The 26,869-nt window shown below is 62.0% G+C and carries 29 protein-coding genes; 5 read left to right on the top strand and 24 right to left on the bottom strand.

Annotated elements, in window-relative coordinates:
- Nucleotides 1-13 precede the first annotated feature (13 nt).
- The 4 genes from E8A46_RS11035 to E8A46_RS11020 form a co-directional block, all read right to left on the bottom strand.
- Complete coding sequence (locus E8A46_RS11035) at nt 14-712, bottom strand: ABC transporter ATP-binding protein (protein WP_291560410.1); 699 nt, start codon at nt 710-712, stop codon at nt 14-16.
- Between the two features lie 7 nt (nt 713-719).
- Nucleotides 720-2,000, bottom strand: a complete 1,281-nt coding sequence (locus E8A46_RS11030) for a lipoprotein-releasing ABC transporter permease subunit (protein ID WP_291560409.1) — start codon at nt 1,998-2,000, stop codon at nt 720-722.
- 76 nt (nt 2,001-2,076) lie between these two features.
- Nucleotides 2,077-3,396 carry a proline--tRNA ligase gene (proS, locus tag E8A46_RS11025; protein WP_291560408.1) on the bottom strand — a complete coding sequence of 440 codons (1,320 nt, stop codon included), beginning with the start codon at nt 3,394-3,396 and terminating at the stop codon, nt 2,077-2,079.
- 311 nt (nt 3,397-3,707) lie between these two features.
- Entirely contained in the window at nt 3,708-4,244 is a 537-nt protein-coding gene (locus E8A46_RS11020) for a copper chaperone PCu(A)C (RefSeq protein ID WP_291560407.1), read from the bottom strand.
- On the opposite strand from E8A46_RS11020, the gene E8A46_RS11015 reads away from it, so the two are divergent.
- The 5 genes from E8A46_RS11015 (at nt 4,243) to copD (ending at nt 7,477) form a co-directional block, all read left to right on the top strand.
- A complete protein-coding gene (locus tag E8A46_RS11015; RefSeq protein ID WP_291560406.1) occupies nt 4,243-4,563 on the top strand; it encodes a hypothetical protein in 321 nt (106 codons plus the stop codon). The two genes, E8A46_RS11020 and E8A46_RS11015, sit on opposite strands and share 2 nt — an antisense overlap.
- Before the next feature lie 61 nt (nt 4,564-4,624).
- Nucleotides 4,625-5,008 (top strand): hypothetical protein, encoded by a 384-nt coding sequence (locus E8A46_RS11010; RefSeq protein WP_291560405.1) that lies wholly within the window; start codon nt 4,625-4,627, stop codon nt 5,006-5,008.
- A gap of 61 nt (nt 5,009-5,069) precedes the next feature.
- A complete protein-coding gene (locus E8A46_RS11005) occupies nt 5,070-6,029 on the top strand; it encodes a hypothetical protein (protein WP_291560403.1) in 960 nt (319 codons plus the stop codon).
- Nucleotides 6,030-6,039: 10 nt separating this feature from the next.
- On the top strand, nt 6,040-6,393 hold the full coding sequence (locus E8A46_RS11000; RefSeq protein ID WP_291560402.1) for a copper resistance CopC family protein: 354 nt from the start codon (nt 6,040-6,042) through the stop codon (nt 6,391-6,393).
- A gap of 34 nt (nt 6,394-6,427) precedes the next feature.
- A complete protein-coding gene (copD, locus tag E8A46_RS10995) occupies nt 6,428-7,477 on the top strand; it encodes a copper homeostasis membrane protein CopD (RefSeq protein ID WP_291560401.1) in 1,050 nt (349 codons plus the stop codon).
- A 483-nt stretch (nt 7,478-7,960) separates the two neighbouring features.
- Here the strand turns inward: copD and E8A46_RS10990 are convergent, their stop codons facing one another.
- From E8A46_RS10990 to E8A46_RS10895, 20 genes are all read right to left on the bottom strand, one after another.
- Complete coding sequence (locus tag E8A46_RS10990; protein ID WP_291560400.1) at nt 7,961-8,308, bottom strand: hypothetical protein; 348 nt, start codon at nt 8,306-8,308, stop codon at nt 7,961-7,963.
- Nucleotides 8,309-8,364: 56 nt separating this feature from the next.
- A complete protein-coding gene (locus E8A46_RS10985) occupies nt 8,365-8,640 on the bottom strand; it encodes a DUF1467 family protein (RefSeq protein ID WP_291560399.1) in 276 nt (91 codons plus the stop codon).
- Nucleotides 8,641-8,646: 6 nt separating this feature from the next.
- On the bottom strand, nt 8,647-9,051 hold the full coding sequence (gene mce / locus E8A46_RS10980; RefSeq protein ID WP_291560397.1) for a methylmalonyl-CoA epimerase: 405 nt from the start codon (nt 9,049-9,051) through the stop codon (nt 8,647-8,649).
- Between the two features lie 75 nt (nt 9,052-9,126).
- Nucleotides 9,127-10,797, bottom strand: a complete 1,671-nt coding sequence (locus E8A46_RS10975) for a ribonuclease J (RefSeq protein ID WP_291560396.1) — start codon at nt 10,795-10,797, stop codon at nt 9,127-9,129.
- A complete protein-coding gene (locus E8A46_RS10970; RefSeq protein WP_291560395.1) occupies nt 10,797-11,609 on the bottom strand; it encodes a biotin--[acetyl-CoA-carboxylase] ligase in 813 nt (270 codons plus the stop codon). The genes E8A46_RS10975 and E8A46_RS10970 overlap by 1 nt, the downstream gene beginning before the upstream one ends.
- A 150-nt stretch (nt 11,610-11,759) precedes the next feature.
- On the bottom strand, nt 11,760-13,196 hold the full coding sequence (gene nuoN, locus E8A46_RS10965) for an NADH-quinone oxidoreductase subunit NuoN (protein ID WP_291560393.1): 1,437 nt from the start codon (nt 13,194-13,196) through the stop codon (nt 11,760-11,762).
- 25 nt (nt 13,197-13,221) lie between these two features.
- Nucleotides 13,222-14,730 carry an NADH-quinone oxidoreductase subunit M gene (locus tag E8A46_RS10960; RefSeq protein WP_291560391.1) on the bottom strand — a complete coding sequence of 503 codons (1,509 nt, stop codon included), beginning with the start codon at nt 14,728-14,730 and terminating at the stop codon, nt 13,222-13,224.
- A complete protein-coding gene (nuoL, locus tag E8A46_RS10955) occupies nt 14,730-16,805 on the bottom strand; it encodes an NADH-quinone oxidoreductase subunit L (RefSeq protein ID WP_291560389.1) in 2,076 nt (691 codons plus the stop codon). The genes E8A46_RS10960 and nuoL overlap by 1 nt, the downstream gene beginning before the upstream one ends.
- Nucleotides 16,806-16,813: 8 nt before the next feature.
- Nucleotides 16,814-17,122 (bottom strand): NADH-quinone oxidoreductase subunit NuoK, encoded by a 309-nt coding sequence (gene nuoK, locus E8A46_RS10950; RefSeq protein ID WP_074276494.1) that lies wholly within the window; start codon nt 17,120-17,122, stop codon nt 16,814-16,816.
- Nucleotides 17,119-17,757, bottom strand: a complete 639-nt coding sequence (locus tag E8A46_RS10945; RefSeq protein ID WP_291560383.1) for an NADH-quinone oxidoreductase subunit J — start codon at nt 17,755-17,757, stop codon at nt 17,119-17,121. Before E8A46_RS10945 ends, nuoK begins: the two co-directional genes overlap by 4 nt.
- Before the next feature lie 9 nt (nt 17,758-17,766).
- On the bottom strand, nt 17,767-18,255 hold the full coding sequence (nuoI, locus tag E8A46_RS10940; protein ID WP_291560451.1) for an NADH-quinone oxidoreductase subunit NuoI: 489 nt from the start codon (nt 18,253-18,255) through the stop codon (nt 17,767-17,769).
- Between the two features lie 13 nt (nt 18,256-18,268).
- Complete coding sequence (gene nuoH / locus E8A46_RS10935) at nt 18,269-19,324, bottom strand: NADH-quinone oxidoreductase subunit NuoH (protein ID WP_291560380.1); 1,056 nt, start codon at nt 19,322-19,324, stop codon at nt 18,269-18,271.
- 4 nt (nt 19,325-19,328) lie between these two features.
- On the bottom strand, nt 19,329-21,404 hold the full coding sequence (gene nuoG, locus E8A46_RS10930; RefSeq protein ID WP_291560378.1) for an NADH-quinone oxidoreductase subunit NuoG: 2,076 nt from the start codon (nt 21,402-21,404) through the stop codon (nt 19,329-19,331).
- Between the two features lie 7 nt (nt 21,405-21,411).
- Nucleotides 21,412-21,903, bottom strand: a complete 492-nt coding sequence (locus tag E8A46_RS10925) for a hypothetical protein (protein WP_291560377.1) — start codon at nt 21,901-21,903, stop codon at nt 21,412-21,414.
- A gap of 5 nt (nt 21,904-21,908) precedes the next feature.
- Nucleotides 21,909-23,234 (bottom strand): NADH-quinone oxidoreductase subunit NuoF, encoded by a 1,326-nt coding sequence (nuoF, locus tag E8A46_RS10920; RefSeq protein ID WP_291560375.1) that lies wholly within the window; start codon nt 23,232-23,234, stop codon nt 21,909-21,911.
- Between the two features lie 21 nt (nt 23,235-23,255).
- Entirely contained in the window at nt 23,256-23,471 is a 216-nt protein-coding gene (locus E8A46_RS10915; protein WP_291560373.1) for a hypothetical protein, read from the bottom strand.
- Nucleotides 23,468-24,079 carry an NADH-quinone oxidoreductase subunit NuoE gene (gene nuoE, locus E8A46_RS10910; RefSeq protein WP_291560371.1) on the bottom strand — a complete coding sequence of 204 codons (612 nt, stop codon included), beginning with the start codon at nt 24,077-24,079 and terminating at the stop codon, nt 23,468-23,470. The genes E8A46_RS10915 and nuoE overlap by 4 nt, the downstream gene beginning before the upstream one ends.
- A 13-nt stretch (nt 24,080-24,092) precedes the next feature.
- Nucleotides 24,093-25,055: an FkbM family methyltransferase gene (locus E8A46_RS10905; RefSeq protein ID WP_291560450.1), complete on the bottom strand. Its 963-nt coding sequence runs from the start codon at nt 25,053-25,055 to the stop codon at nt 24,093-24,095.
- Nucleotides 25,055-26,248: an NADH-quinone oxidoreductase subunit D gene (locus tag E8A46_RS10900; RefSeq protein WP_291560369.1), complete on the bottom strand. Its 1,194-nt coding sequence runs from the start codon at nt 26,246-26,248 to the stop codon at nt 25,055-25,057. Before E8A46_RS10900 ends, E8A46_RS10905 begins: the two co-directional genes overlap by 1 nt.
- Before the next feature lie 2 nt (nt 26,249-26,250).
- The gene (locus tag E8A46_RS10895; RefSeq protein WP_291560367.1) at nt 26,251-26,865 is read right to left on the bottom strand and encodes an NADH-quinone oxidoreductase subunit C; all 615 of its coding nucleotides are present in this window, start codon (nt 26,863-26,865) and stop codon (nt 26,251-26,253) included.
- Between the last annotated feature and the right edge of the window lie 4 nt (nt 26,866-26,869).

Below are 26,869 nucleotides of genomic sequence, written 5' to 3'. Positions count from 1 at the left end.
CTGGTGTGTCGCGCTAATCCAGTTCAACGACCTCGCCGTCCACCAGCGACACCCGCCGGTCCATCCGGCCCGCCAGTTCCATGTTGTGGGTAGCGATCAGCATCGCCACCCGCGTCGCCCTCACCAGTTGCATTAGCGCATTGAACACATGATCGGCGGTATTCGGATCGAGATTGCCGGTCGGCTCATCGGCGAACAACACCCGTGGCGCATTGGCGACCGCGCGCGCGATCGCGACCCGCTGCTGCTCGCCACCCGACAGTTCCGCCGGCCGGTGCTTGATCCGGTCGCCGAGCCCGAGATAGGCCAGGATTTCGGTGGCGCGTTTGACGGTCTCGGACCGCTTGAGGCCACGGATCATCTGCGGCAGCATGACGTTTTCGAGTGCCGTGAACTCCGGCAGCAGCCGGTGTGACTGATAGACGAAGCCGATATCGGTACGGCGGATCTGGGTTCGTTCGACATCAGACAGGCCCGAGGTCGGCGCTCCCCCGACATAGACTTCGCCGTCGTCGGGGCTCTCGAGCAGGCCCGCGATATGCAGCAGCGTCGACTTGCCGGCGCCCGATGGCGCCACCAGCGCCACCGACTGTCCCGCCCACAGCGCCAGCTTGGCGCCGTTGAGGATGGTCAGCGTCGTCTCCCCTTGCGTGTACTGGCGCTTTATCTCGTGGAGATAGACGACCGGTACATCTTCCGCCTCCTGCTCCATCTGCCCCTCACTCGTACCGCAGCGCTTCGACAGGGTCGAGGCGGGCAGCACGCCACGAGGGATAGAGCGTAGCGAGGAAGGACAATGTCAGCGCCATGATCACGACCGCGCTGGTTTCGCCGAAATCGATCTCGGCCGGCAGCTTGGAAAGAAAGTAAAGCTCCGGCGAAAACAGCTCGGTGTTGGTGAGCCATGACAAGAATTGCCGGATCGATTCGATATTCAGGCAGATCAGCATGCCGACCAGAAATCCGGTGAGCGTGCCGACCACGCCGATCGCCGCCCCCGTGATCAGGAACACCCGCATGATCGATCCTTGCGAGGCCCCCATGGTGCGCAGGATCGCGATATCGCTGCCCTTGTCCTTCACCAGCATGATCAGGCCGGAGACGATATTGAGCGCCGCGACCAGCACGATCATGGTGAGGATCAGGAACATCACGTTGCGCTCGACCTGAAGCGCGTTGAAGAAGGTCGAATTGCGCTGCCGCCAGTCGACCAGGAACACCGGCCGGCCCGCCGCCTCAGTCACGCTCTTGCGGAAGGCGTCGATCTTGTCGGGATTGTTGGTGAACACCTCGATCGAGGACACGTCATTGTTGCGGCTGAAAAAACCTTGCGCTTGGGCAAGCGGCATGAACACGAAGCTGGCGTCATATTCCGACATGCCGATCTCGAACACCGCCGACACCTTGTAAGGTTTGATGCGCGGCATGGTGCCCATCGGGGTCGCCGGACCTCGCGGCTGCACCAGCGTGATGTTGTCGCCGGCGTGCAGCGACAGCGTATCGGCGAGCCGGCGGCCGATCGCGACGCCCTCCCCGTCGTCGAAGCCCTCGAGCGTGCCCTGCTTGATGTTCTTGGCGATCGAGGTGAGGTTATTCAGATCGTCGGCACGGATCCCGCGCACCAGGACACCGGAGGCATTGAACGGCGAGGACGCCAGCGCCTGCCCGTCCACCACCGGCGCCGCGAGCCTGATGCCGGCGACTTGGTTGATGCGGTCGGCGACGTCCTTCCAGTCGGTCAGCGGCGATTCCAGCGGCTGCACCAACAGATGGCCGTTGAGGCCGAGAATCTTGTCCAGCAATTCCTTGCGGAAGCCGTTCATGACGGCCATCACGATGATCAGCGTGGCGACGCCGAGCATGATGCCCAGAAACGAGAATCCGGCGATGACGGAAATGAAGCCCTCCTTGCGACGTGCCCGCAAATAGCGTCCCGACAGCAGCCACTCGAAGGGCGCGAAAGGTGGGGTCCGAATTGGCTCGCTCATGGCTTCATCCATAGTCCGATTTTCACACGATTCGGGCTAATTGTAGCCGCGGTGACCGATATCCGGATGCCTGCGGTGGATAATTCGTTCACTCGGTCAGCCGTGCCAGCACGTCCGCCGGGCTCAGATTCTCGCGCGATCCGTCGCTGCGCCGCTTCAGCTCGAGCTTGCCTTCGGCAAGACCCTTGGGGCCGACAAGGATTTGCCAGGGAATGCCGATCAGATCGGCGGCGGCGAATTTGGCGCCGGCGCGCTGGTCGGTGTCGTCGTAAAGCACCTCGACACCCCTGGCCGCGAGATCGCGATAGAGCTGTTCGCACGCCGCGTCGGTGTCTTGCGAGCCCTGTTTCAAGTTCAGGATGACGGCCTTGAACGGGGCGACCGCTTCCGGCCATTTGATGCCGGCGTCGTCATGGCAGGCCTCGATGATGGCGCCGACCAGACGCGAGACGCCGACGCCGTAGGAGCCGCCATGAATGGCAACCTCGGCGCCATCGGCGCCCGCGACCAGGGCCTTCATGGTGTCGGAATATTTGGTGCCGAAATAGAAGATCTGGCCGACTTCAATACCCCGTGTGTGCACCCTCTTCTCGGCCGGCACCTCACGGTCGAAGCGCGCGGCGTCGTGGACGTCCTCGGTGGCGGCATAGACCGAGGTCCACTGCTTGATGATCGGGGTCAGATCGCCCTCGTAGTCGATCTCCTCGCCCGGCACCGGCAGGTTGAGCACGTCGCTGTCGCAATAGACCGCGGACTCGCCGGTCTCCGCCAGCACGATGAACTCGTGGCTGAGATCGCCGCCGATCGGGCCGGTCTCCGCGCGCATCGGGATCGCCTTCAATCCCATCCGCGCGAAGGTGCGCAAATAGGCGACGAACATCCGGTTGTAGGCGCGCCGCGCCGCGGCCTCGTCGATATCGAAGGAATAGGCATCCTTCATCAGGAATTCGCGCCCGCGCATCACGCCGAAACGCGGCCGCTGCTCATCGCGGAACTTCCACTGGATGTGGTAGAGATTGAGCGGCAGGCTCTTGTAGGATTTGACATAGGCGCGGAAAATTTCGGTGATCATTTCCTCATTGGTCGGCCCGTAAAGCAGTTCGCGCTTGTGGCGGTCGGTGATGCGCAGCATCTCGGGGCCGTAGGCGTCGTAACGGCCGCTCTCGCGCCAGAGATCGGCGAGCTGCAGCGTCGGCATCAGAAGCTCCAGGGCGCCGGCGCGGTTTTGCTCCTCGCGGACGATCTGCTCGATCTTCTTCAACACCCGCAAGCCCAGCGGCAGCCAGGCATAGATGCCCGCCGCCTCCTGCCGCATCATGCCCGCGCGCAGCATCAGCCGATGCGAGACGATTTCGGCCTCTTTCGGATTCTCTTTGAGGATGGGCAGAAAGAACCGCGACAATCGCATGGGCACACCAGAAGAATCGGTCAGGCACGGGAAGCCAGCAGTGAAACCGGATCGGGTACGAAAACACAAGGGCGGGGATCGGCAAAAGGCCGCTAGCCAAGCGGATTTCCTGGCCGTTTTGTCGATCGGTTTGACCGCGCGAATAAGGCGCAAAAGCGGTCGCCGCCGGAGCCCGGAGTGACGTTACCGACCTAATGGGCGCGCCGGGGCGTCAAAAGCGTCTTCCAGCGGCATCGGAAGCCCTTCAGGGCATCGGCGCTCATAGGTCAGCGGCGGGCTTTCGAAATCCTCGGCGCTGCAACCTTCGAGTCTCACATCTTCATGCCGGAGTGATCGGGCATCTTCTTCATCTCCATTTTTCCGCCGGAGCCATCCGCAGCTGCGGGTCCTTGCGCGCCGACGCCTTGCACGTCGAGGGAGAGTGTCACCTTGCCGGCCTTTTCGAACTCAAGCGTGACCGGCAGCTTGTCGCCCTGCTTCAGCGGGTTCCTGAGGTCGAACAGCATCAGATGATAGCCGCCGGGCGCAAGCTTGACCGTCTTGCCGGGCTCGATCACGAGACCCTTGTCGAGCGGGCGCATGGTCATCACGCCGTTGTTCATCGCCATTTCGTGGACCTGAATCTTGTCGGCGACGTCCGCCGAGCCGCCGAGCAGCCGATCCGGCGCCGAGCCCTTGTTCTCGATGGTCAGATAGCCGCCGCCGACCTTGGCGCCACCCGGCGTCGCGCGGCTCCAGGCCTGGCTGATCACGAGATCGCCGGCCTTGACCTCCTCGGCGCGCGCCGGGGTGGCGAACAGGACGGCGAGAAGACCTAAGCCAACAAGTCCGCGAATGATTTGTTTCATGGATGATCTTCCTGTCCCGCCGTTCTCGCTCGTAAATCCCATCGAGACCTTCATTCTTGCCGACGTGATGATACGCCGCTCACTGCGTTTAGTTCTCTGGCAGGAAATTGTCGAGCCGGCGCTGCGACCGCGCGGGCCGACCCTCGGTGACCCGACAATGGCGCGCCGCGATCAGGGTTGCCACCCGCACCCGACCAACTATACTGGCAAGCGGGTTAGATGCCGTCAAAAGGCGAAACCCTCGATCTCTACCGATCTATCGACCAAGCGAGTTGCCGGGTCTCTTGTTGCCGCATGGCATGCCGGGAACTTGAATTGAATCTTGATTTGGATGTCAACATAAGCTCGTGAACATGAGAACCGGGCAAAGTCACGCTGGCTTGGGACTGCGGCGATTCTGGCGAAGGCTGGTCGGCGCGGCGGTGATCTATGCGCTGGTGATGCAACCCTTGTTGCTGGCGGTGGTGGGTACACAGCCCGCCAATGCCTCCACCCTTGACGAGCTTTCCTTATCGCAACTCTGCCTGCATGCGACCGACGGCAGCCCGATCGCGCCGGCCGACCAGTCCAAACACCCGGCCGAAGATCATTGTTCACTCTGTTTTGCCGGAGCATTTCACCTTCTGGATGCTCCGCGCCCGGTAGCCGTCGCGCATGTTCACCCGGAAGTCAGCAAGGTTCGGCAATCAGCCAGCCCGCTGCGTCTATCTTCGTTCGCGCGATACTCGGTCGCACGCCCCAGGGGTCCACCGCTCAGCGCGTGATGCAACGCAGCCTGAAAGGGCTGCCCGCAATTTCTCACGCTTTCTGACCGGAGCAATCCTGATGTCGCGACACACGCTGCTTTCCTTTGCGCTGGCGAGTTTCATCGCATTGGCGTTCACTTCTGACGCGCTCGCGCACTGCTTCGTTGGCGCCCGTTTTTTTCCAGCGACGCTAGCCACCGACGATCCCTGCGTCGCCGACGAAATGTCACTGCCAACCGTTTCGTGGTCCAGGACCGGGGACATGCCGCCGGCCACCGAGTGGGATATTTCGGGCGAGATTTCAAAGCGGATCACCGAAAACTTCGGCGTTTCGGTTGGTCAAAACTGGACACAAATTCGCCAGGCCGACGGCACGCTGACGACGGGATTTCAAAATCTCGAAACCGCGTTCCAGTACCAGGTGTTGAAGGACCGGTCGCACGAGTTGGCGTTGCTGGCCGGGCTCATCGTCGATTGGGGCCACACCGGCTCAACCGGCTCCGGGTTGGCCACCACCTATAGCCAGGTTACCCCGACGCTCTATTTCGGCAAAGGTTTCGGCGATTTGCCTGACAGCGTTTCCTGGATACGTCCATTCGCCGTAACCGGACAGGTCGGCTATCAAATTCCGACCAACTCGTTCGACTTCACCCAGAGTGTTTTTATTCCGCAGCAATTGGTCTACGGGGCGTCGTTGCAATACAGCCTGCCCTACCTGAGAACCGAAGTCATTGATCTTCAACTTCCGGATTTCTTCAATCACCTGATTCCGATCGTCGAAGCGAGTTTCACGACGCCGGTCGCGAATAATTTCGGCAATCCCTACACCACGACTGGAACGATCAGCCCCGGCGTGATCTTTATCGGAAGCTATTTCCAGGTCGGCCTGGAGGCGATGATACCGATCAACCGCGCCAGCGGCACCGGGGTCGGCGTTCTCGGCCAATTGCATCTGTATCTCGACGACATGTTCCCGACCACCCTTGGACAGCCCCTGTTCGGCGCCACCTCGACCGCTTCCCGCAAATTGACCTTTTGAGGCAGCAACCATGCGAACCCTGACCTTTGCGATATCGGCCCTGCTCACCATCATGGCGGGCACCGCCGCCAGGGCTCATGCCTTTCTCGAGCATGCTGAACCGCGCGTCGGAGCCACCGTGGCCACCGCGCCGCGGGAGCTCGTGCTTTCCTATAACCAGAATCTGGAGCCGGCATTCAGCTCCGTCGAAGTAAGCGATGCCAGCGGCGCGCGCGTGGATCTGGGCAAGCCGAGGATCAGCGCCAGCGTTATGCGTGTCGGGCTGAAGCAACTGCCGCCGGGGACGTACCGGGTTCACTGGCAGGTTCTGTCGGTCGATACCCACACGAGCGAGGGCAACTTCAGCTTTCATGTCGGACCGTGAAGCCGATGCGGCCGAAGAGGCGCGATGAGGTGCGATGGCCGACCCGCTGCGTTCGGGTTCGGTCATGCCGCAGCATCGAATGTTGCCCGACGTGGAGGACGTTTTGATCAATCCGCTGGCCGCCGTGCGGGATATTCACTTCATTTCGTCGTTGATGGTCGCTGGCATCGTCTTCTTCGATCTGTTGATCGCCTCGCCGGTCTTGCGGATGGGGGATTTGCGGCTGCCGGCGACCAGGTCTTGCTTCAGCGACCGCACCGTCAAACTCTTGTGGATCGGCCTGGCCTTGTCGATCGTATCGGCCCTGGCGTGGTTGTGTTTGTTGTCCGCCCGGATCACCGGCAAACCGTTCGACGAGGTCGTTGCCGATGGCACGATCTGGGTCGTGCTGTCGCGAACCCAGTTTGGCTTCGCCTGGCAGTTGCGACTGTTACTCGGCTTCGCGCTGGCGGTGTGCCTGCTGACGCGACCGGCAGCGGACAACGCCCTACCCATGTGGCAAGGAGCTCTGGCTACTTTGCTGGCAAGCGCCTATCTCGGCTCCCTGGCCTTTGCGGGACACGGCCAGGAAGGTCTGGGGTTCGAAAGAAGCATCCATCTTGCCGCGGACTTCCTGCATTTGATCGCGGCCGGTCTCTGGCTTGGGGGCCTCATTCCGCTTGCGTTGCTGCTCGCCTATCTGCGCCGGTTCCGCGAGGAGAGCTGGGTTACAGCGGCGTGTATCGTTACCGGTCGCTTTTCCAATCTCGGCATCCTGGCTGTCGGCATCTTGCTCGTGAGTGGAACACTCAATGCATCGTTATTGGTTGGCGGGCCAGAAAACCTGATCGACACACGCTACGGCCGATGGCTGCTGCTCAAGATGACGCTGTTCGCAGCGATGGTCGGTCTGGCCGCGATCAACCGCCAATATCTGCTGCCGCGACTTTGCGGCGAGGTTGGAATTGACCGCGGCGCTCGGAACGTTCAGCGGCTCGTTCGCGGCGCGCTGGTCGAAATTGCCCTCGGGCTCGGAGTCATTGTCATCGTCGGGATGATCGGCATCATGACCCCGGCAACCGACATGGCTGCGCATGTTCATTGACTTAAGCCGCGTCACGGCCCTCCAAATTGATGCGTTCCCCGCGTCGGAAGGGAGCCCCCCGGGGTAAAGCCGCTCCCACCCTTTCTCCTGCCCTTCAGACCCTACTCCCATACCCGACGGCGGGAGCCCGTTCGGCTGGTGACCGGTCATGCGGAAATTCCATTCATTTCAGAAGTTGCTCGAATTTTGAACAATCGTTGCTGAAATTGATGACAAGACGAAAATTTTGGTCTACGAATTCGATCTCAGGCTGATCGCAAGGTCGAAGTCTGGTGGTCCAAGTCTCGGGAGGAGCCCTGACGCGCACAAGCAGCGTCGCCCCGTCAATCAAGATCAAATCCAAATTTACGGGAAAATAGGGTCGACACAATTTTTAGAGCAGGGCCAGAAGCCCTGCTCTTTTTTTGCTGCGTCTTGTTCGGGATGTACGGGCGTTTCGGAAGATGCAGGCTTGCGGGTTTCGATCTCCCCTGCGGACGGACGTCATTCCCGCTCGAGGAAATTCGACCCGATGTCGGCTTTCTTCTTGATCGGGTCGAAATCGCAATAGACGCCGTCGGCGAGCAGCGTATAGCTCGAAACGATCCTGTACTTGTCGAGCTTGACGGCGTTCAAGCCGATCACCGCGGTTTTCGTCCCGCCGTTCCATTTGAACGGCGTCGTGCTCGGCGCCATTTCGCAAGCCGCGACCGCTTCCGCAAAGACATAGCCTTCGATGAATGCCTTCATCGTCTGCAGCTGGGCGTTGGTTTTCCAAAGCGCGTAAAAAGACACCGCAAGGCCCGCGATGGTCAGAACCAGCAGCCCGACAATGGTCCGTTGAAACGTCATTTCCCTCTCCCCAACCTCCAAGGCATGCTCTTGCAGGACACGCACCGGTCAAGTCATCAGAACGGCATTCCCATCAGCTTCGACAGCCGCTCGATATTGAGGAAACCCGCGTGATAGGCGATCAAGCCTGCGGCAAAAATGATCGCCGATAGCACGGTCGTCCAGATCAGCTTGCGGCCCATCTTGGTCGCGATCGGCGCGCCGGGATCGGTGCCAGGCGCACCCTCGCCGTCCTCGTGCTGGCTGCGCACGCCGAACGGAAGCGTCACGAACAGCACGACCCACCACAGCACGAAGTAGATCGCAAACCCGGTTGAGATGGTGTACGCCATCGCGGTTCAGGCCTGCTCGATTTCGACCAGCGCACCGGAAAAGTCCTTGGGGTGCAGAAACAGCACCGGCTTTCCGTGGGCGCCGATCCTGGGAACGCCGTCGCCGAGCACCCGCGCGCCCTCCTTGATCAAGGTATCACGCGCCGCGATGATGTCGGGCACATCGTAACAGATGTGATGGATGCCGCCATCGGCATTGCGCTCGAGGAATTTGGCGATCGGCGAGGTTTCGCCGAGCGGCTGGATGAATTCGATCTTGGTGTTGGGCAAGGTCACGAACACGGTCGTGACGCCGTGCTCGGGCAACGGCACCGCTGCGGAGATATCGGCGCCAAACGCCGCGCCATAGATCCTGGCGGCCTTCTCGGCGTCCCTGACCGCGATCGCCACGTGATTGAGCCGCCCCATCATGCCCGTCCTCCGCCTTACCTTTATAGCTTGCGCGTGATCCGATCGCAAAAGCCGGCGTCTGGATCAAGACACCCGCTAGACCGTCAGCACGTGAACGTAGCACAGCGGCTTCTTGCCCCAGTGCTCGCTGATCGTGGCGCGTACCGCCCGGCGCACCGATTCCGCCATGGCGTCCGGATCGCGGCGCCGTGCCCTCGGCAGCCCCTCCACGGTCGACACCACGACATCGAACACGATTTCGTCGATGATCTCGCCTGCGGTATTCTTCTCGGGGATTCCGACCAGATCGACTTCGGGATCGTCGGCCAGTTCGCCTTTGTCGGTCACTGCGACCGCGACGAAGGCGCAGCCGGCGAAGGCCAATTTACGCCGCTCGACCACGGCGCGCGATTTGGAATCCTCCAGAATGGAGCCATCCTTGTAGAGCCGCCCCGACGGTAGTTGCTCGACAATTCCGGGATCGCCCGGTCCCAACCTGACCAGGTCGCCGTTGCGGCAGATCAGAACCTTCGGCACGCCGGCGGCCCGCGCCAGCTTGGCGTGCTCGAACAGATGCAGCGCTTCGCCATGGACGGGGATCAACAGTTGCGGACGCACCCAGGCGATCATGTCGCGCAATTCGTCGCGGCGCGGATGGCCGGAGACATGGACCAGATCGGTGCGGTCGGTAATGACCTCGACGCCCTGTGTGATCAGACCGTTGATGATGGCGCCTACCGCCTTCTCGTTGCCGGGAATGGTGCGCGAGGAGAAGATCACGCAGTCGCCCTTGTTGAGCGTCACCTGCGGGTGATCGTCATTGGCGATCCGCGACAGCGCCGCGCGCGGCTCGCCCTGGCTTCCCGTGCACAGCGCCAGCACCTTGTCCGGGGGGAAATGACCGTAGAGATCAGCGCCGCGGAATTTCTGCACGCCATCGAGATGGCCGGTTTCCCGCGCCACCTGCACCACGCGTTCCATGGCGCGGCCGACCACCACCACCTCGCGCCCGCAGGCGCGCGCAGCATCCGCGACCGCGCGCAGCCGCGCGACGTTGGAAGCAAATGTGGTCACAGCGACCCGGCCTTTCGCCGCCTTCACCAGTTCGGTGATGGTCCTTGCGACTTCGGTTTCCGAGGGCGAGCGCCCTTCCCGCACGGCGTTGGTGGAATCGCCGATCAGCGCCAGCACCCCGGCGTCGCCGAGCTCGCGCAACCGCCGCTCGTCGGTCGGGGGGCCGATGATCGGGGTTGGATCGATCTTCCAGTCGCCGGTATGCAGAACGGTGCCCGCCGATGTATGGATCGCCAGCGCATGCGATTCAGGAATCGAATGCGCCACCGGAATGAACTCGACATTGAACGGCCCGAGATCGATCCGGCCGCCCGACGGCACCACGGTGACCGGGATCTTCGGCGGATTGCGCTCGGAAGCGCATTTAGCCTCGAACAGCGCGGCGCTGAACTTGGTCGCATAAATCGGGCATTTCAGCTTGGGCCAGAGGTCGATGATGGCGCCGAAATGGTCTTCATGCGCGTGCGTCAACACCAGACCAATCAGGTTCTTCCGTTCTTTTTCGAGAAAGCGGATGTCCGGCATGATGGTATCGATGCCGGGCAGATGCTCCTCGTTGCCAAAGGACACGCCGAGATCGACCGCGAGCCAGGAACGCTGATGGCGGTTGCCGACGCCGTAGATCGACAGGTTCATGCCGATCTCGCCGACACCGCCGAGCGGCGCAAAGGTCAGTTCGTCCGGTCGCGCCATCAGGCCGCTCCCACGGAGGCGGTCGAGCCGAAATAGACATCGCCCGCCGAGATCGGAACCCGCTCGCCGCTGAACGTCCTGACCATCATGCAACCGGTGTCATCGATGGTGTCGAAAGTGCCCTCCACCGTCGCACCGCCGGCCTGGACGGCGACCCGCTGTCCCAGCCCGGCCGCGCGCTCCAGCCAGCGCCGCCGGATCTCGCCAAAGCCGTGTCCCTGGTCCCAGATGGCGCGAAATTCCGTCCAGCTATCCGACAAGGTTGCGAACAACTCTTCCGCGCCGATATGGACACCGAGTGCTGCCAGCGAGGTCGCGGGCGTCGGCGTGCCCTCCGGAGCGGCGACGACGTTGGTGCCGATGCCGACCACGACGGCCAGGCCCGCGCCCGGCACGGATTCCGCTTCCAGCAGGATGCCGGCGAGCTTGCGTTGCCCCGCCAGCACGTCGTTGGGCCATTTCAGCGAAAACTTCATATCGTCCGATCCCGCCGATCTTTGCGACGCTTCGATGCTGATTTTTTGCAGCGCGGCTTCCAGTGCAAGCCCCGCGGCGAAGCCGAGCGTCGCCGCGACCGCGGGCGACGCGTCGACCGTTTCGAGGATGCTGCTGGCAAGGTTACCGCGCGGCGCGATCCATGGGCGATGCCTTCGTCCGCGCCCGGCGGTTTGCTCGGAGGTCACAAACCACATCGGCCCGCGCTCGCCATCGCGGGCGCGCGATAAGGCCTCCGCGTTGGTCGACCCGACATGGTCGAAGGCAGCGAGCCTGTAGCCCGCGGATATGGCTCGATGACCGAGCGTGAATGCCATCTAGAGTGCGATCCGTAAGGTTCGGGAAGTTCGATATGCAGTCGTGAAATGGCTCGTGCTTAGCGTCATTACGCGGAGCGTAGCGACGAAGCAATCCAGTTAGTTCTGCGTAAGGCTGATGGATTACCCCGATGCGCTCGCAGCGATGGTCTAAAACAGCGACTTTGCCGCCGCTGTCGCCACGCTGACCAGCGGCCCCGGATAGACGAAGAAGAAGATGTTGAAGAGGCCTGCGACCGCCAGCACCGTACGCAACTCCAGGCGCATCGGATCCAGCTTGGCCAGCGGCTCGTCGAAATACATCACCTTGATGATGGTGAGATAGTAATAGGCGCCGACTACGCTGGCGAGCACGCCGACGACGGCCAGCGTGAACAAGCCGGCCTTGATCGCCGCGACGAACACGTACCATTTGGCGAAGAAGCCCGCCAGCGGCGGAACCCCCGCCAGCGAAAACAGCAGCATCGCGAAGAAGAATGCCAACAGTGGATTGGTGCGCGAAAGCCCCGCGAAATCGCTGATATTCTCGAAATGCTGGCCGTTGCGCTTCATGGTGATGATCACCGCAAAGCTGCCGAGCGTCATCGCCACATAGATCGAGATATAGATCAGCACGCCCTGGGCGCCCTCGGCGGTCCCGGCGGCGAGCCCAACCAGCGCGAAACCCATGTGGCCGATCGACGAATAGGCCATCAGCCGCTTGATGTTCTTTTGCCCGATCGCCGCGAACGCTCCCAGCGCCATCGAGGCGATCGAAACGAACACCACGATCTGCTGCCATTGCGGGACGATGCCGGGGAATGCGGTCAATGCCACGCGGGTGAACACCGCCAGAGCTGCGACCTTGGGCGCCGAGGCAAAGAACGCGGTGACCGGCGTCGGTGCGCCCTCATAGACATCGGGCGTCCACATATGGAACGGCACCGCCGAAATCTTGAAGCAAAGCCCGGCCAGCAGGAACACCAGACCGAATACGATGCCGATGCTGCCGGTTTTCACCGCCGCGGCGATACCCGCGAAGCCGACGGTGCCGGTGAAGCCGTAGATCAGCGAAGCGCCGTAGAGCAACATGCCCGAGGACAACGCACCAAGCACAAAATATTTCAGGCCGGCCTCGGTCGATTTCGCGTTGTCGCGATTGCTTGCCGCGACCACGTAGAGCGCAAGGCTCATCAGTTCCAGCCCGAGATAGAGCATGATCAGGTCGCCGGCCGAGATCAGCACCATCATGCCGAGCGTCGAAAGCAGCACCAGAATCGCGTATTCGAAGATGCGCCGGGATGGATCAGCGAGAAATTCCACCGAAAGTATCAGCGTCGCGGCCGAGCCGACCAGGGCCAGGATTTTCAGAAACCGGGCAAAGTCGTCGACGATGAAACTGCCGCCGAAGGTGGTGAGTTTGCCGGCCGGCAGCAACAATTCCAGCACACCGGTCGCGACCAGCAGGCAGATCGCAAGGCCCGTGACGAGGCCGGTCGTCTGGGTCCCGCGATAGGCGCCCAGCATCAGCAGCACCATGGCGCCCCCGGCCAGCACCAGCTCCGGCAGCACGGGCAGCAACTGATATCCTGCACTCTCAAAGCTCATGGCGTGTTGTCCTGACCTGCTGCGTTCACTGCAGCAGCGCGGCTGCCTTCATGGCAGTCACCGCTTGGCTGTAATTGGTAACGAGTTGCTGCACCGACGCCGCCGACATGTCGAGGACCGGCTTCGGGTAAAATCCGAACAGGATGGTGAGAGCCACCAGCGGCATCAGCGTCAGGCTCTCGCGGAAAGTGAGATCCTTGATGCTTGCCAGCGACGGCTTGACCAGGTCGCCGAATATCACCTTGCGATAGAGCCAGAGGGCGTAGCATGCCGACAGGATGACCCCCAGCGTGGCGACTGTCGCGGTCGGGATCGACACCTTGAAGGTGCCGATCAGCGTCATGAATTCGCCGACGAAGCCGGAGGTGCCGGGCAGACCGACATTGGCCATGGTGAAGACCATGAACACCAGCGCGTAGAGCGGCATGCGGTTGACCAGGCCGCCATAGGCGGCGATCTCGCGGGTATGCAGGCGGTCGTAGACAATGCCGACGCAGAGGAACAGCGCGCCCGCCACGATGCCGTGCGAGATCATCTGGAACACGCCGCCGGCGACGCCTTGCGTGGTTCCGGCGAAAATCCCCATGGTGACGAAGCCCATGTGGGCCACCGACGAATAGGCGATCAGCTTCTTGATGTCTTCCTGCATCAGCGCCACCAGCGAGGTGTAGACGATGGCAATGGTCGAGAGCGAGAAGATCAGCGGCGCGAAATCGTGCGACGCCAGCGGAAACATCGGCAGCGAGAAGCGCAGAAAGCCGTAGCCGCCCATCTTCAGCAGGATCGAGGCCAAGATCACCGAGCCGGCAGTGGGCGCCTCGACATGCGCATCCGGCAGCCAGGTGTGCACCGGCCACATCGGCATCTTCACCGCAAAGGAGGCGAAGAACGCCAGCCAGGCCCAGGTCTGCAAGGACCGCGGCACGGCCGTGTGCATCAGGGCCGGGATGTCGGTGGTGCCGGCGTTCCAGTACAGCGCCATGATGGCGAGCAGCATCAAGACCGAGCCGAGCAGCGTGTAGAGGAAGAACTTGAAGGATGCATAGACCCGGCGCGGTCCGCCCCAGACGCCGATGATCAGGAACATCGGGATCAGGCCGCCCTCGAAGAACAGGTAGAACAGCACGAGGTCGAGCGCGCAGAACGTGCCGACCATCAGCGTTTCCAGCAGCAGGAACGCCATCATGTATTCGCGCACCCGCATTGTCACCGATTTCCAGCTCGCGACGATGCAGAACGGCATCAAGGCGGTGGTCAGGATCACGAACGGCAGCGAAATGCCGTCGACACCCATGTGATAGGTGATGCCGCTGGCGAGCCACGACGCCTTCTCGACGAACTGGAAGTCCGGTTGCCCCGCATCGAAGCGCCAGACCAGGATCAGCGACACGCCGAAGGTGATCAGCGTGGTCCACAGCGCGATCCAGCGCGCATTGCGCCGCGCGGCTTCATCGTCGCCCCGGCTGATATAGATCAGGAACGTGCCGACCACCGGGAGGAAGGTAACGACGGAAAGAATGGGCCAGGTAGTCATCACTGGCCTCCCAAGCCGAACATGAACCAGGTAATCAATCCGGCAACCCCGATCAGCATCGCGAACGCGTAGTGGTAGAGATAGCCGGTCTGCAGCTTCACGACGTTGCGGGTGACGTCGAGCACCCGCGCCGACACGCCGTCCGGGCCGAAGCCGTCGATGATGTAACCGTCGCCGACCTTCCAGAGGAAACGTCCGAGCCATTTGGCCGGGCGAACGAAGATCAGATCGTAGAGCTCGTCGAAATACCACTTGTTGAGCAGGAACTTGTAGAGCAGCGGCTGCTGTCTGGCGAGTTCGACCGGCAGATATGGCCGGCGGATATAGAACAGCCACGACACCACAAAGCCGAGCGCCATCATCACGGTCGGCAGGAACGCGATGGTTTCGGGAATGTGGTGCATGTCCTCGATGATGTGCGGGTTCATTTTCACGGACTCGCGGAAGAACTCTTCCACGGCGTGGCCCGCGAACAACTCCTTGAACGGGAAACCCGCGAAAATCGATCCGACGGCAAGGATACCGATCGGAATCAGCATCGACAGCGGCGCTTCGTGCGCGGCCTCATAGTGCTCCTGATCGTGCGGCTCGCCATGGAAGGTCTTGAAGATCAGGCGCCATGAGTAGAACGAGGTCAGGCCGGCAGCGACCACCGTCATCAGGAAGCCATAGAGCGCGAACGGATTGTGCGAGGCGAACGCGGATTCGATGATGGCGTCCTTGGAGAAGTAGCCCGCGGTGAGCGGAAATCCGGTCAGCGCCAGCGTGCCGATCACCATCACGATATAGGTGAAGGGGATCCGGTCCTTCAAGCCGCCCATGTTGCGGATATCCTGCTCGTGATGCATCGCGTAGATCACCGAGCCCGAGCCCAGGAACAATAGCGCCTTGAAAAAGGCATGCGTGAACAGATGGAACATGCCGACGGAGTAAGCCCCCGCCCCCATCGCCACGAACATGTAGCCGAGCTGCGAGCAGGTCGAATAGGCGACGATGCGCTTGATGTCGTTCTGGACGAGACCCACGGTCGCCGCAAAGAACGCCGTGGTCGCGCCGAAGAACATCACGACGGCTTGCGCATTGGGCGCGAGCTCGAACAGCGGCGACAGCCGTGCCACCATGAACACGCCGGCCGTGACCATGGTCGCGGCGTGGATCAGCGCCGAGACCGGCGTCGGGCCTTCCATGGCGTCGGGCAGCCAGGTGTGCAGCAGGAACTGAGCCGATTTACCCATCGCGCCCATGAACAGCAACAGGCATGTCAGCGTCAGCGCATCGGCGTGCCAGCCGAAGAAATCGATGGTCTTGCCGGTCAGGCCCGGCGCGCCGGCGAAGATCGTCTCGAAGTCGGTAGACCCGATCAGCATGAAGATCGCAAAAATGCCCAGCGCGAAACCAAAATCGCCGACGCGATTGACGACAAAGGCTTTGATCGCCGCGGCGTTCGCCGACGGCTTCTGGTACCAGAATCCGATCAGCAGGTAGCTTGCGAGACCAACGCCCTCCCAGCCGAAGAACAGCTGCACCAGATTGTCGGCCGTCACCAGCATCAGCATCGCGAAGGTGAACAGCGACAGATAGCTGAAGAAGCGCGGCCGGTTCGGGTCCTCATCCATGTAACCGATCGAATAGAGGTGGACGAGCGACGAAACGGTATTGACCACGACCAGCATCACGGCGGTCAGCGTGTCCACCCGCAGCGCCCACGCGACCTGCAGGTCGCCCGAATTGATCCACGGGAACAGCGCGATCCTGACGTCGTGATGCATGAAGCCGACATCGACCAGGGCGAACCAGGACAATCCCGCCGCGACCAGCAACGGCAACGTCGTAATCCATTCGGCCGCGCGCGAACCCGCCGCCGCCGGCTCGACCGCGTGATGGTCGTCGTGACCGTGATCGTCGGCGTGGTCATCCGAGATATGGGCATCCGAGGCATGGGCAGCCGCGCCATCCGCATCGTCATGGTGCTCGACCGTGTCGCCGCTTGGATTGCGTGCGTGTGCGCCGAAGATCGAAATCAGCCCCGCGAGGACCGCGCCGATCAGCGGCAGAAAGACGATTGCCTGAATCATTTGGCGCGTTAACCCTTCATCAGATTGACGTCTTCAACCGCGATCGAGCCGCGGTTGCGGTAGTACACCACCAGCACCGCCAGACCGATCGCCGCCTCGGCGGCCGCAACCGTGAGAACGAGCAGCGCGAAGACCTGGCCGACGATGTCGCCGAGGAATGTCGAAAACGCCACCAGGTTGATATTGACGGCGAGCAGGATCAGCTCGATCGACATCAGGATGACGATGATGTTCTTGCGGTTGAGGAAGATGCCGAGAATCCCCAGCGTGAACAGGATGGCGCCGACCGAGAGATAGTGCCCGAGACCGATCGTCATTGCACCCACTCCGCCGCGTCCGCATCCAGCAGGCCCTGCCCGGACGCCACCTTGCGCACGCTCATGGCCAGTTCCGGCGTCCGCGCGTTCTGCACATTAATATCCTGCCGCTTGACGCTGGCCTTGCGGCGCAGCGTCAGCACGATGGCGCCGATCATCGCGACCAGCAGCACCATCCCGGCGATCTGGAAATAGTGGATGTACTTGGTATAGAGCACGAGGCCGAGCGCCTCGGTGTTGCTGACATTGGCCGGGATCGCGGACGTGATCGATTTGGCGACATTGGGATTGATGATCCAGCCGCCCCCGACCAGCAACAATTCGGCAAGGAATATCGCGCCGATCACCAGGCCAACCGGCAAATATTCCAGAAAGCCCTCGCGCAGTTCGGTGAAATCGACATCGAGCATCATGATCACGAACAGAAACAGCACCGCGACCGCGCCGACATAGACCACGACCAGGATCATCGCCAGGAATTCGGCCCCCATCAGCACGAACAGGCCCGAGGCATTGACGAACGCCAGGATCAGGAACAGCACCGAGTGCACGGGATTGCGCGACACAATCACCATCACCGCCGAGGCAACGCAGATGCCGGCGAACAAATAGAAGAACAGCGCTGGAAGGATCATGCCCTCACCTCACCGGTACGGCGCGTCGAGTTCAATTGACTTCGCAATCTCGCGCTCCCAGCGGTCACCATTGGCGAGAAGTTTCGCCTTGTCATAATAGAGTTCCTCGCGCGTCTCGGTCGCGAACTCGAAGTTCGGGCCCTCGACGATGGCATCGACCGGGCATGCCTCCTGGCACAGGCCGCAATAGATGCATTTCACCATGTCGATGTCGTAGCGCACGGTGCGCCGGGTGCCGTCGTTGCGGCGCGGTCCGGCCTCGATGGTGATCGCCTGGGCCGGGCAAATCGCCTCGCACAGCTTGCAGGCGATGCAGCGTTCCTCGCCATTGGGATAACGGCGTAGCGCGTGCTCGCCGCGAAAGCGCGGCGAGATTGGTCCCTTCTCGAACGGATAGTTCAGCGTCGGCTTCGGCTTGAAGAAATAGCGCATGGCGAGAAAGAATGCCGATACGAATTCGGACAGCAGGAGCGAGCGGGCGGTGGCGTTGATATTCACACTCATAGCGACCTCATTTCGGCGCGATCCCCGCGAACTGCAGCACGCCGGCGACGACGACCACCATCGCCAGCGATAACGGCAGGAATACCTTCCAGCCAAGCCGCATCAATTGATCGTAGCGGTAGCGCGGCACGATTACCTTCGCCATCGCAAACAGGAAGAACATGAAAAACAGCTTGAGCGAGAACCAGATCACGCCGGGCACCCAGGTGAACGGCGGCAGCGCGACCGGCGGCAGCCAGCCGCCCAGAAACAGGATCGTCGCCATAGCACACATCGTGCAGATCGCGACATACTCGCCGAGCATGAACAACAGATACGGGGTCGATCCGTATTCTACCATGAAGCCTGCGACCAGTTCGGATTCGGCCTCGACCAGATCGAACGGCGGACGATTGGTTTCCGCCAGCGCTGAGACATAAAAGATCACGAACATCGGGAACAGCGGCAGGAAATACCAGTTCAACACCGTCAGCCAGGGCAAGCCGATCAGGTTCGCGAGCCCTCGGCTGCCTTGCGCCTCGACCACCGCCGACAAGTTGAGCGATCCCGCGCACAGCAAGACGGTGATAATGACAAAACCGATCGAGACTTCGTAACTCACCATTTGCGCCGCCGAGCGAAGCGCGGCGAGGAAGGGATATTTCGAATTCGACGACCAGCCGGCCATGATGATGCCGTAGATCGACAGCGACGAGATCGCCAGGATGTAGAGGATGCCGACATTGATATCGGCGATCACCCAGCCCAGATTGGTCGGGATCACGGCCCAGGCTGCCAGCGGCAGCACGCAACTCACCAGCGGCGCCAGCAGGAACACGCCCTTGTTGGCGCCGGAGGGAATGATCGGCTCCTTCAGCAGGAATTTCAAAAAGTCCGCGAAGGATTGGAACAGGCCCCAGGGACCAACGACGTTGGGTCCGCGCCGGATATGCACCGCGGCCCAGATCTTGCGGTCGGCAAGCAGGATGTAGGCGATCGCGATCAGCAGCACCACGAGCAATAACAGACTCTCGGCGATCATGATGATCAGCGGCCACAATGTACTGGTCCAGAATTCGGCCATCAGTTCACTCCGCTGCCGTCAGCATCTTGCCGGAGGCCAGGCGGGAGCATTCCGCCATGACCGCAGACGCCCGCGCGATCGGGTTGGTCAGGTAAAAATCGTCAACGGAAGCCTTGAACGGCGCCTTCTCCACCTTGCCACCCTTGCCGCCGAGCGCCTTGATGTCGGCAGCGTTGCCAGCCTCGATCTGGTCGAGCCGCATCAAATGCGGCGTGGCCTTGAAGATCGCCTGCCGCAGCGCGGGAAGCGAATCGTAGGGCAGCTTCTTGCCGAGAACATCCGACAGCGCCCGGATAATCGCCCAGTCCTCACGCGCCTCGCCCGGAGGAAATCCGGCGCGGTTGGCCATCTGCACCCGACCCTCGGTGTTGACGAAAATACCGGATTTCTCGGTATAGGCCGCACCCGGCAGGATGACATCGGCGCGGTGCGCGCCACGATCGCCGTGGGTGCCGATATAGACCACGAAGGTGCCGTCCGGCACCTTGACCTCATCGGCGCCGAGCAGAAACAAAACGTCGAGCGTGCCGAACGTTGTCATCTCCACGGTGCTCAGGCCACCTGCGCCTGCGCTAAAGCCGATATCGAGCCCGCCGACACGCGAGGCCGTATCCTGCAGAACCGCAAAGCCGTTCCAGCCGTCCTTCACCGCACCGACATCCAGCGCCAGCTTGGCCGCCAGCGCCAAAACCGCACGCCCGTCGTGCCGCGCGGCCGCACCGGCGCCGACCAGCACGATCGGGTTCTTCGCGTTCTTCAGCACATCGGCGAAGGAATGCTTGCCGGCGGCGAGATCGCCGAGCGAATCCGTGCCGGCGCCGAGATAGTCGTAAGTATAGGTGAGATCGGCCTTGGCGCCGATCACGCCGATCTTGAGCTGGCCTGAGCGCCAGCGCTTGCGGATGCGCGCGTTGAGAACTGCTGCTTCCTTGCGCGGGTTCGAACCCACGATCAGAAGCGCGTCGGCCTGGTCGATCCCGGCAATGGCCGGATTGAAAATGTAGGAGGCGCGCCCGGCTTTGGGATCAAAGGCGTCGCCGCCCTGTACCGCGAGATTGACGGAGCCGCATTTCGCCAGCAGTTCCTTCAGTGCAAACATCTCCTCCACGGCGGCAAGATCGCCCGCGATCGCTCCGATCCGCTTGCCGTCGATGCGACCCGTCTTGGCCGCGATCGCCGCGAAAGCTTCCGACCAAGACGCCGCGCGGAGCTGGCCGTTCTCCCTGATGTAGGGACGGTCGAGCCGCTGCGTGCGCAGGCCATCGACGATGTGGCGGGTCTTGTCGGAAATCCATTCCTCGTTCACCGCCTCGTTGACGCGCGGCAGAATGCGCATCACCTCGCGGCCGCGGGTGTCGACGCGGATCGCCGAGCCGACGCCGTCCATCACGTCGATCGACTGGGTCTTGCCAAGCTCCCAGGGCCGCGCCGCGAAAGCGTAGGGTTTCGAGGTCAGCGCGCCCACCGGGCAAATGTCGACGAGGTTGCCCTGCAATTCCGAGGTCAGCGCAGTTTCGAGATAGGTGGTGATTTCCATGTCCTCGCCGCGCCCGGTGGCGCCCATCTCGGGGACACCGCAGACTTCAGCGGCGAAGCGGACGCAACGCGTGCACTGGATGCAGCGGTTCATAGAGGTCTTGACCAGTGCGCCCAGATATTTGTCCTCGACCGCGCGCTTGTTCTCGGCGAAGCGCGAGGTGTCGACGCCATAGCCCATCGCCTGATCCTGCAGGTCGCACTCCCCGCCCTGGTCGCAGATCGGGCAATCCAGGGGATGGTTGATCAGCAGGAATTCCATCACGCCTTCGCGGGCCTTCTTCACCATCGGCGAACGGGTCGAGATTTCCGGCGGCTCGCCCTTGGGACCGGGACGGCAATCGCGAACGCCCCAGGCGCAGCTCGCCACCGGCTTCGGGCCGCCCTTGACCTCAACGAGGCACATCCGGCAATTGCCGGCGATCGACAGGCGCTCGTGGTAGCAGAAGCGCGGAATTTCCGCGCCCGCGGCCTCACAGGCCTGCAGCAGCGTGAAATCAGCGGGAACATCGATCTCTTTGCCATCGACGATGAGTTTGGTCATAGCGGTCTCAAGTCTTTCCGAGCTTGCAGTCAGGCGGCGTCACGCTGGCGGTCTTCATGGACGTCTTCACCCATTCCTGGGTCACGCTGCTGTAGGTCGCGAGATAGGCGGGCTCAGCCTTGTTCTTCTCGCACAGAAACGGCAGATGCGGCTTCAGGTCGTAATCGCACGATGCCAGCCACTCGCGCCGGTCGGCAAATGCAGCGGTCGCTTCCTCGCAGGCATAGAGGAAGTAGGAAACAAAGCTTTCGTATTGCGCCAGCGCGTCGCCGCCGCCGGCCTTGATCGTGTCATAATCCGGAACCGAGAATTTCGGATTCTTGAACGCCAGATCGGTGTAGCCCAAAAACGCCTGTCGCGCGCTGGCGGCGCGATTGCTGCTGCGGATTTCGTTGATCTGGAACAGGATCGCAACAAAACCGAGCAGCGCCACGGTCGCCTGCGCCATCTGCGCCAGCGTGCCGTATCTCTGCCACCAGAAAACGCTCGGTTGCGACATCAACATCACTCCGCCGCGACCATGTGCGCGGGATCGAGGATGCCGGCATCGTCGATATCGGCCTTGCGCGAATATTCGTCGATGCGTTCTTCGATCTCGTGGCGGAAATGCGCGATCAGGCCCTGGATCGGCCAGGCGGCGGCGTCACCCAGCGCGCAGATGGTGTGGCCCTCGACCTGCTTGGTCACCTCCAGCAGCATGTCGATTTCGCGCTTGTGGGCGCGGCCTTCGGCCATCCGGGTCAGCACCCGCCACATCCACCCTGTGCCCTCGCGGCAGGGCGTGCACTGGCCGCAGCTCTCGTGCTTGTAGAAATACGAGATGCGCGCGATCGCCCGGATCAGGTCGGTCGACTTGTCCATGACGATGACGGCGGCAGTGCCAAGACCCGAGCGCAATTTGCCGAGGCTGTCGAAATCCATCGGCGTATCGATGATCTGGTCCGCCGGCACCATCCGCACCGAGGAGCCGCCGGGGATCACCGCCTTGAGATTATCCCAGCCGCCGCGGATGCCGCCGCAATGGCGTTCGATCAACTCCCGGAATGGAATCCCCATCGCCTCTTCGACATTGCAGGGACGCTCGACATGGCCGGAGATGCAAAACAGTTTGGTGCCGACATTGTTGGGCCGGCCGATACCGGCGAACCACGCCGCTCCCCGCCGCAAGATATCCGGCGCGACCGCGATCGACTCGACGTTGTTGACGGTCGTCGGGCAGCCATAGAGACCGACGTTGGCCGGGAACGGCGGCTTCAGCCGCGGCATGCCCTTCTTGCCTTCGAGGCTTTCCAGCAGCGCCGTCTCTTCGCCGCAAATATAGGCGCCGGCGCCATGCGTGACATAGAGGTCAAACGGCCAGCCGTTGCTGTTGTCCTTGCCGATCAGCTTCGCGGCATAGGCCTGATCGACCGCGGCCTGCAGGTGCTCGCGCTCGCGGATGAATTCGCCGCGCACGTAGATGTAGCAGGCATGCGCGCCCATCGCGAAGCTCGCGATCAGACAACCCTCGACCAGAAGATGCGGATCGTGCCGCATGATCTCGCGGTCCTTGCAGGTGCCAGGCTCGGACTCGTCGGCATTGACCACGAGATAGCTCGGCCTGCCGTCGGTCGATTCCTTCGGCATGAACGACCATTTCAGGCCGGTCGGAAAACCGGCCCCGCCGCGGCCGCGCAGGCCCGACGCCTTCATCTCGTTGATGATCCAGTCGCGGCCCTTGTCGATGATCGCCTTGGTGCCGTCCCAGGCGCCGCGGCGGCGCGCACCTTCGAGGCCCCAGTCCTGGAAGCCGTAAAGGTTCTTGAAGATGCGGTCCTTATCGTCGAGCATGACTTGAAGCTTCCTAAGAGGTCAGCGATTGGACTGCATGTAGGCGAGGCCGGCTGCGCATCCGCCAAAAGTCAGCGCCCACAACAGGCTTGATTCAAGCGTCGCACTCAGTGCGTAGCGCTGCAGCAGGAAAATAAACGCGGCCGCGGCCGCGGCGTGCAAAGCCATATAGCGCCAGTTTTTCATCGCTCGGACACTCCCTGGCCCGGCCGCCTGCAAGCCATGGTCGCGCTTCATGTGGTTTCCTTCAACGTGGTCGGACCGCCCACCGGAGCAGAGAACTGACGGTTGACCTGCGGCCCCGGCTTCGGCGGCTTGCCGGACGCAAAGCCGTCGAGCACCTTGCCGAAGCTTTCCTTGGTCAGATCCTCATAGGTATCCTTCCAGATCAGCACCATCGGAGCATTCACGCAGGCGCCGAGACACTCGACTTCTTCCCAGCTGAAATCGCCATCCTTGGACAACTGAAAGGGATCATGGTGGATGCGGCTCTGGCACACCTCGATCAGGTCCGCCGCGCCGCGCAGGCGGCACGGCGTCGTGCCGCAGACCTGGACGTGCGCCTTCTTGCCGACCGGCTGCAGCTGGAACATGGTGTAGAACGTCGCGATCTCCAGCGCGCGAATGTAGGGCATGCCGAGCAAATCCGCGACCGCCCGGATCGCCGCTTCCGAAACCCACCCATCATGCTGTTCCTGGACGCGCCACAGGATCGGGATGACTGCGGAGGCCTGGCGGCCTTCAGGATATTTAGCGATCTGCTCCTTCGCCCAAGCGAGATTTTCCGGCGAAAACGTGAAGGTCGCGGGCTGAAGTTCCTTGGGCGCGAGGCGGCGGACGGACATTATGTTCAGTCTCTCATTGCATGCGGCGCGCGGCGTTGGCGTTCAGGGCATTAATTCGATTTTGCCAGAATGCACTTGCGGTGCCGAACACGTTATAGCCGACGTGGGATGAAACCTTGATGCGGTCGAGGATCGAAAGTTCGGTCACCGTTTCCAGCCGATTGGAGCGGGGATCGTAGACAATAAGATTGAGCGGCGTCTGATCAAGGATATAGCGCGATACCGTGTGATCGGGATCGTTGCCGTGCTCTTCGCACATGATCACGCTGTCGGCCTGCAACAGCCGCGTGCCACCCTTGATGGCTTCGATTTCGACGCCCTCGACGTCGAGCTTGATCAGGTATTTTCCGTCAGCAGAAACCTTGCCGTCGTCGATGAGGTTATCGAGCGCAATGACCGGCACCTCCTCGCTGCCGCCACCCGCGTTGCCGGCAATGCTGAATGCCTCGTGCTTGGTTCCCGACAGCCGCGCAGTACCCCGTGCAGCGCCGATCGCGCATTTCATCAGTTCGAAGCGGTTTCCGTTGACCCTGGCGTTGTTGGCAAGCTTGGGAAAATTCTGTGACGACGGCTCGATCGCGATCGCCCTGTGCGAGCCGAATGGCCGGCTCGTCACCAGCACCGACCAGTAGCCATAATTGGCGCCGCAATCGAGCAACGTGTAGTCAATGTCGGCGGAATGGCGAAACAACAATTCCAGCTCGTCTTCGTAACTGTACGAACGGTCGAGCAGTTTGCTCCAGTAGCCATCGCCATAGGGAAATTCAAAGATCGCATCCGCGTTGAGCTTGATCGCAATGTTGCGCTCGGGCAGCGTCTTGCGCAGCAGATTGGCGCAACCGATGTAGCCGCGATGCGAAAAATGCGACGATATTTTCGAGCCTGTCGCCAGTGCCAGCGCGGCCGTCCGTTCCCAAAGGTTGGCTCCCTCCAGAGACCCCGAAGCCCGGTCAAAATGGATGGGCGACTGCACGATCACCGATCGACCTCTCCAAACACGATGTCGAGCGAACCCAAAATCGCCGAGACGTCGGCCAGCAGATGGCCCCTGCAGATGAAATCCATCGCCTGCAAATGCGCGAACCCGGGCGCGCGGATCTTGCACTTGTAGGGCTTGTTGCTGCCGTCGGCGACCAGATAGACGCCGAACTCACCCTTCGGCGCCTCGACCGCGACGTAGACTTCGCCGTCCGGCACGTGAAAGCCCTCGGTATAAAGCTTGAAGTGGTGGATCAGCGCTTCCATCGAGCGCTTCATCTCGCCACGGCGCGGCGGAACAATCTTGTGGTCCTCCACCACGACGGGTCCCTGCCCGTCGGCCGCGCGCAGCTTGGTGATGCACTGCCTCATGATACGGACGGACTGGCGCATTTCTTCCATGCGGATGCAGTAGCGGTCGTAGCAATCGCCGTTCTTGCCGATCGGAATGTCGAAATCCATCTCGGCGTAGCATTCATAAGGCTGCGCCTTGCGCAGGTCCCAGGCGGCTCCGGAGCCACGCACCATCACGCCCGAAAAGCCCCATTCCCAGGCCTGCTGCAGCGAGACCACGCCGATATCGACGTTGCGCTGCTTGAAGATGCGGTTGCCGGTGAGCAGCGTTTCGAGATCATCGACCACGCCGAGGAACGGATCGCACCATGCCTCGATATCGTCGATCAGCTTCGGCGGCAGATCCTGGTGCACGCCGCCAATCCGAAAATAGGCCGCATGCATGCGCGAGCCGGAGGCGCGCTCGTAAAACACCATCAGCTTTTCGCGCTCTTCAAAGCCCCACAGCGGCGGGGTCAGCGCGCCGACGTCCAACGCCTGCGTGGTGACGTTGAGAAGATGCGACAGGATACGGCCGATCTCGCAGTACAAGACCCGGATCAGCTGGCCGCGGCGCGGCACTTCAATTCCAAGCAACTTTTCCGCCGCCAGGCAGAACGCATGCTCCTGATTCATCGGCGCGACATAGTCGAGCCGGTCGAAATACGGGATCGCCTGCAAATAGGTCTTCTGCTCGATCAGCTTTTCGGTGCCGCGATGAAGCAGGCCGATATGCGGATCGACGCGGGCAACGACTTCGCCGTCGAGCTCCAGCACCAGACGCAGCACGCCATGCGCGGCCGGATGCTGCGGGCCGAAATTGATGGTGAAGTTACGCAGTGCTGCTGCTTCGGTCATGATCAGCCTTTCGGCGCCGCCTTCTCATCCCCGGGCAGGACCGGATAATCCGCGCCTTCCCATGGCGAGAGAAAATCGAACTTGCGGAATTCCTGATTGAGGCGGACGGGCTCGTAAAGCACCCTCTTCTCCTGGTCGTCGTAGCGCACCTCGACGAAACCGGTGAGCGGAAAATCCTTGCGCAGCGGATGGCCATCGAAGCCGTAATCGGTCAACAGCCGCCGCATGTCCGGGTGGCCGGTGAAGATCACGCCGTAAAGGTCGTAGCATTCCCGCTCGAACCAGTCGGCTCCGGGAAACACCTCGATGATCGAGGGCACCTGGGTGGTCTCATCGGCTTCGGCGCGCAACCGGATGCGCGCATTCAGCGTTGGAGACAGCAGGTGATAGACCACGTCGAAGCGCTTCTCGCGGCCGGGATAGTCGACCGCGGTAACATCGGTGAAGTTGACGAAGCGGCAGCCGGGATCGTCACGCAGGAATTTTACGACATCAACGATCTTGTCGACCTGTACGGTGACCGTGAGCTGCCCGAACGCGATCGAATGACCGGTCGCCGCACCCGGAAGCGCGCTAACAATCGTCTGTCCCAGGGCGTCGAGCCTGCCGTCGTCCATTCCA

Source organism: Bradyrhizobium sp., from assembly GCF_004799445.1.
Taxonomy (GTDB): Bacteria; Pseudomonadota; Alphaproteobacteria; order Rhizobiales; family Xanthobacteraceae; genus Bradyrhizobium.
This window is presented reverse-complemented; position numbering and strand designations above follow the sequence as displayed.

What these genes read in the sequence shown, in the direction of transcription:
- E8A46_RS11005 (WP_291560403.1), top strand. Translation starts at nt 5,070, where the DNA reads ATGTCGCGACACACGCTGCTTTCCTTTGCGCTGGCGAGTTTCATCGCA.
- nuoK (WP_074276494.1), bottom strand. Translation starts at nt 17,122, where the DNA reads ATGACGATCGGTCTCGGGCACTATCTCTCGGTCGGCGCCATCCTGTTC.
- proS (WP_291560408.1), bottom strand. Translation starts at nt 3,396, where the DNA reads ATGCGATTGTCGCGGTTCTTTCTGCCCATCCTCAAAGAGAATCCGAAA.
- E8A46_RS10960 (WP_291560391.1), bottom strand. Translation starts at nt 14,730, where the DNA reads ATGACTACCTGGCCCATTCTTTCCGTCGTTACCTTCCTCCCGGTGGTC.
- E8A46_RS11020 (WP_291560407.1), bottom strand. Translation starts at nt 4,244, where the DNA reads ATGAAACAAATCATTCGCGGACTTGTTGGCTTAGGTCTTCTCGCCGTC.
- nuoE (WP_291560371.1), bottom strand. Translation starts at nt 24,079, where the DNA reads ATGTCCGTCCGCCGCCTCGCGCCCAAGGAACTTCAGCCCGCGACCTTC.
- mce (WP_291560397.1), bottom strand. Translation starts at nt 9,051, where the DNA reads ATGATGGGGCGGCTCAATCACGTGGCGATCGCGGTCAGGGACGCCGAG.
- E8A46_RS10945 (WP_291560383.1), bottom strand. Translation starts at nt 17,757, where the DNA reads ATGATCCTTCCAGCGCTGTTCTTCTATTTGTTCGCCGGCATCTGCGTT.
- E8A46_RS10915 (WP_291560373.1), bottom strand. Translation starts at nt 23,471, where the DNA reads ATGAAGCGCGACCATGGCTTGCAGGCGGCCGGGCCAGGGAGTGTCCGA.
- E8A46_RS10975 (WP_291560396.1), bottom strand. Translation starts at nt 10,797, where the DNA reads ATGGCGCGACCGGACGAACTGACCTTTGCGCCGCTCGGCGGTGTCGGC.
- nuoN (WP_291560393.1), bottom strand. Translation starts at nt 13,196, where the DNA reads ATGAGCTTTGAGAGTGCAGGATATCAGTTGCTGCCCGTGCTGCCGGAG.
- E8A46_RS11030 (WP_291560409.1), bottom strand. Translation starts at nt 2,000, where the DNA reads ATGGATGAAGCCATGAGCGAGCCAATTCGGACCCCACCTTTCGCGCCC.
- nuoF (WP_291560375.1), bottom strand. Translation starts at nt 23,234, where the DNA reads ATGCTCGACGATAAGGACCGCATCTTCAAGAACCTTTACGGCTTCCAG.
- nuoH (WP_291560380.1), bottom strand. Translation starts at nt 19,324, where the DNA reads ATGGCCGAATTCTGGACCAGTACATTGTGGCCGCTGATCATCATGATC.
- copD (WP_291560401.1), top strand. Translation starts at nt 6,428, where the DNA reads ATGGCCGACCCGCTGCGTTCGGGTTCGGTCATGCCGCAGCATCGAATG.
- E8A46_RS10985 (WP_291560399.1), bottom strand. Translation starts at nt 8,640, where the DNA reads ATGGCGTACACCATCTCAACCGGGTTTGCGATCTACTTCGTGCTGTGG.
- E8A46_RS11000 (WP_291560402.1), top strand. Translation starts at nt 6,040, where the DNA reads ATGCGAACCCTGACCTTTGCGATATCGGCCCTGCTCACCATCATGGCG.
- E8A46_RS10900 (WP_291560369.1), bottom strand. Translation starts at nt 26,248, where the DNA reads ATGACCGAAGCAGCAGCACTGCGTAACTTCACCATCAATTTCGGCCCG.
- E8A46_RS11015 (WP_291560406.1), top strand. Translation starts at nt 4,243, where the DNA reads ATGGATGATCTTCCTGTCCCGCCGTTCTCGCTCGTAAATCCCATCGAG.
- nuoG (WP_291560378.1), bottom strand. Translation starts at nt 21,404, where the DNA reads ATGACCAAACTCATCGTCGATGGCAAAGAGATCGATGTTCCCGCTGAT.
- E8A46_RS10925 (WP_291560377.1), bottom strand. Translation starts at nt 21,903, where the DNA reads ATGTCGCAACCGAGCGTTTTCTGGTGGCAGAGATACGGCACGCTGGCG.
- E8A46_RS11035 (WP_291560410.1), bottom strand. Translation starts at nt 712, where the DNA reads ATGGAGCAGGAGGCGGAAGATGTACCGGTCGTCTATCTCCACGAGATA.
- nuoL (WP_291560389.1), bottom strand. Translation starts at nt 16,805, where the DNA reads ATGATTCAGGCAATCGTCTTTCTGCCGCTGATCGGCGCGGTCCTCGCG.
- E8A46_RS10895 (WP_291560367.1), bottom strand. Translation starts at nt 26,865, where the DNA reads ATGGACGACGGCAGGCTCGACGCCCTGGGACAGACGATTGTTAGCGCG.
- E8A46_RS10970 (WP_291560395.1), bottom strand. Translation starts at nt 11,609, where the DNA reads ATGGCATTCACGCTCGGTCATCGAGCCATATCCGCGGGCTACAGGCTC.
- E8A46_RS10990 (WP_291560400.1), bottom strand. Translation starts at nt 8,308, where the DNA reads ATGACGTTTCAACGGACCATTGTCGGGCTGCTGGTTCTGACCATCGCG.